This window comes from Nocardia yamanashiensis NBRC 100130 (genome assembly GCF_001613325.1).
Lineage (GTDB): Bacteria > Actinomycetota > Actinomycetes > Mycobacteriales > Mycobacteriaceae > Nocardia > Nocardia yamanashiensis.
The window spans coordinates 44,357-47,806 of record NZ_BDCD01000008.1; the positions used below are offsets into that span (position 1 = coordinate 44,357).

Annotated in this window: 4 protein-coding genes; all 4 read left to right on the plus strand. The window is 69.3% G+C overall.

What is annotated here, in order from left to right:
• Positions 1 to 56 precede the first annotated feature (56 nt).
• The 4 genes from NY1_RS08610 (at position 57) to cobM (ending at position 3,147) form a co-directional block, all read left to right on the plus strand.
• The gene (locus NY1_RS08610; protein WP_174567170.1) at positions 57 to 1,211 is read left to right on the plus strand and encodes a sensor histidine kinase; all 1,155 of its coding nucleotides are present in this window, start codon (positions 57 to 59) and stop codon (positions 1,209 to 1,211) included.
• Positions 1,208 to 1,843 (plus strand): LuxR C-terminal-related transcriptional regulator, encoded by a 636-nt coding sequence (locus tag NY1_RS08615; protein ID WP_067710253.1) that lies wholly within the window; start codon positions 1,208 to 1,210, stop codon positions 1,841 to 1,843. Before NY1_RS08610 ends, NY1_RS08615 begins: the two co-directional genes overlap by 4 nt.
• Positions 1,844 to 1,859: 16 nt before the next feature.
• The gene (locus tag NY1_RS08620) at positions 1,860 to 2,285 is read left to right on the plus strand and encodes a PPOX class F420-dependent oxidoreductase (protein ID WP_067710255.1); all 426 of its coding nucleotides are present in this window, start codon (positions 1,860 to 1,862) and stop codon (positions 2,283 to 2,285) included.
• 103 nt (positions 2,286 to 2,388) lie between these two features.
• The gene (gene cobM, locus NY1_RS08625) at positions 2,389 to 3,147 is read left to right on the plus strand and encodes a precorrin-4 C(11)-methyltransferase (RefSeq protein WP_067710257.1); all 759 of its coding nucleotides are present in this window, start codon (positions 2,389 to 2,391) and stop codon (positions 3,145 to 3,147) included.
• Positions 3,148 to 3,450: the final 303 nt, after the last annotated feature.

Sequence of the window (3,450 nt, forward strand, 5' to 3'; positions counted from 1 at the left end):
CGCGTTTACTCCTTTCGATGGATGCCGCTCCAATAGCCGGGCATAAGCTGGTCGGCGTGCACCGATCGCCCCTGACCCCCGTCTTCGCCGCCTTGCAGGTGGGCCTGCATGTGCTGGTGGTGGTGCTGACCGCGGTGGTGGTCGGGCAGGCCGTGGTCTCGGACGAGCGCCCCATCGTGGTGGTGTTGCTGGCGGGCCTGTTCCTCGGCGTCTACTTCGCCGGCGCCCGGTTCCGCCGCCGCCTGGTCGCGGCGCGAGTCTGGCTGGGGGCGTTGACCGTTCTGTGGCTCGGCCTGGTCTGCGTGGCGCCGATGGCCGTCTATCTGGTCTTCGGATTGTTCTTCCTCTACCTGCATCTGCTGCCGCGCCGCTGGGGCCTGCTGGCGGTCACCGCCGCCACCGCGGTGTCGGTGGTGGGCTTCGCGCTGCACAAGGGCTGGACCTTCGGCGGCGTGATCGGCCCGCTGCTGGGCGCGCTGGTCGCGGTCGCCATCGGGCTCGGCTACGAGGCGCTGTTCCGCGAGGCCGCCGACCGCCAGCAGCTCATCGACGAATTGCTGGCCACCAGAACGACTCTCGCCGAACAGGAACGCACCGCCGGCAAGATGGCCGAGCGCGAACGCCTGGCGCAGGAGATCCACGACACGGTCGCCCAGGGCCTCAGCAGTATTCAGCTGTTGCTGCACGCCGTGGAGCGCGCCGCCCCGGAACATCCGGCGCTGGAGAAGATCCGGCTGGCCCGTGAGACCGCGGCCGAGGGCCTGGTCGAAACCCGCAATCTCATAGCCGAACTCACGCCCGCCCCGCTCGACGGCCAATCGCTGACCGAGGCGCTGACCCGGATCGTCGATCGCGCCACCGCTCCGGGCCTCGACGCCCGGGTGCTGGTGGAGGGCGATCCGCAACGCCTGCCCATGTCCATGGAGGCCGCCCTGGTCCGGATCGCCCAGAGCGCGGTGTCGAATGTGGTGCGGCACGCCCGCGCCGCGGCCATGCGCGTCACCCTCACCTACGCCGATGACGCCGTGCACCTGGACATCGTCGACAATGGCGTGGGCATCGACCCCGCGGTGCTGGAACACGCCCCGTCCGGCAGCTTCGGCCTGACCGCCATGCGCAATCGGGTAGAACAGCAGGGCGGCACCATGAACGTGGAATCCGAACCCGGCCACACCGCGGTCACCGTCTCCTTCCCGCTGGAGGACCAATGATCCGCATCCTGCTCGCCGACGATCACGCCATCGTCCGCGCGGGCCTGCGCGCGCTGCTGGATTCCGGTGTGGCGGAAAGCGATTCCGACGATATCGAGGTGATCGGTGAGGTCGCGACCGCCGAGGACGCGGTGGCCTTCTGCGCCACCACCCCCGTGGACCTGGTGCTGATGGATCTGCGCTTCGGCCCCGGCCAGTCCGGGGCGCAGGCCACCGCCGCCGTCCGCGCGCTGCCCGGCCCGCCGAACGTCCTGGTGGTCACCAACTACGACACCGACGCCGACATTCTCGGCGCGATCGAGGCGGGCGCGTCCGGCTACATCCTCAAGGACACCCCGCCCGCCGAACTGCTGGCCGCCGTGCGCTCGGCCGCCGCGGGCGAGAGCGTGCTGTCGCCTTCCGTCGCATCGAAACTCATGACCCGGGTCCGCAAACCCGACACCACCCTGAGCCCCCGCGAGATCGAAGTGCTGCGCCTGGTGGCCGACGGTCACTCCAATCGCGAGATCGGCAAGCGGTTGTTCCTGAGCGAGACCACCGTCAAATCCCACCTGGTCCACATCTATTCGAAACTGGGCGTGAAATCCCGTACCTCCGCCGTGGCGCGGGCACGCGAGCGCGGAGCCATCTGAGCGGTAGCGTGACCGCATGGCCTCCCTATCCGACCCCCGGGTGCGCGAGTTCCTGACCGAAGGCACCCGCACCGGCAAGCTCGCCTTCACCGCCGCCGACGGCCGTCCCCTGGTCACGCCGATCTGGTTCGTGCTCGAAGGCGAGGAGATCGTCTTCAATACCGGAAAGACCTCGGCCAAGGGCAAATCCGTGCTGCGCGACGGCCGGGTGACGCTGCTGGTGGATCTCGAGGCCCCGCCGTACGCCTTCGTCCAGGTGCAGGGCGTGGCCACCGCCTCGGAGGATCCCGCGGAGCTGGTCCGCACCGCCACCGAGATCGGCGGCCGGTACATGGGCGCGGACCGCGCCGAGGAATTCGGCAAGCGCAACGGCGTGCCCGGCGAACTGGTGGTGCGCATCAAACCGACCAAGGTCATCGCCGCCTTCGAGGTGAGCGACTAGCCCCGCACCCACTGGTGGGCAAGGCCGCGCTCTATCGCTGCCGGCCCGCCAACGCCGCCCCGGGTGGACGATCTGTCGCAGTCGGCCGTGAGAGACTCGCCCCATGACTGTGCACTTCATCGGGGCGGGACCCGGGTCGGCGGATCTGCTGACCGTGCGGGCGGTGGAGCTGCTGCGTAATTCGCCCGTATGCCTGTACGCGGGCACCTATCTGGACCCGGAAGTGCTGGCGTACTGCGCGCCCGAGGCCGAGCTGATCGACACCCAGGGCCTGGATCTGGACGAGATCATCGAGCACTGCGCCCGCGCGCACCGGGCCGGCAAGGACGTCGCCCGGCTGTGTTCGGGCGACCCGTCCATATATTCGGCCCTCACCGAGCAGAAGCGCCGCCTCGACGCCCTCGGCATCGGATGGGACGTGACCCCCGGCGTCCCCGCCTACGCGGCCGCCGCGGCCATCCTGGGCGTCGAACTGACCGTTCCGGAACAGGTGCAGTCGGTCGTGCTGACGCGCACACGGGCGCGCTCGACGGCCATGCCGGAGTCGGAGGCGCTGGCGAACTTCGCCCGCACCCGGGCCACCCTGATCCTGCATCTGGCGATCACCCGCATCCGCACCCTCGCGGCCGAGCTCGCGCCCGAGTACGGAACCGACTGCCCGGTGGCCGTCGTCTACCGGGCGAGCCAACCCGAACAGCTGGTCCTGCGCGGCACTCTCGCCGATATCGCCGACCGGGTGGAGGCCGCCGGATTGCGTCAAGCCGCCGTGATTCTGGTCGGCCGAGCCCTGGCCGAAACCCTCGATTGCGCGCAATCGCACCTCTACGACCCGGGCCGGGACAGGACGCATATCACTCGCTGACAGCGTGAAATGGGGTGATAGCCGGTCCCTATGGCCCTTTCTGGTTCCGGCTTGCACCCGGACGGTAGATTGGACCGGGTGTTCAGCACCAGGATCGCAACCCAGGCCCCGTCGTGTCCGGCGGGTGGGGGCGCGCCCATGTAACGGGAGCAGCGGGCTGAACGCTTAGCCAAGAGAACATTTTTGTCTGATTGTTACGTGAAGTGAGCCCCGAACCTCGGACGTCACGCTAGGCGGCGTGGCGTCCGGTTCGGGTTTTCGGCGGGGAGCGCTGCGCAGAGTGTTCCGGAAACGAGGTTTGGG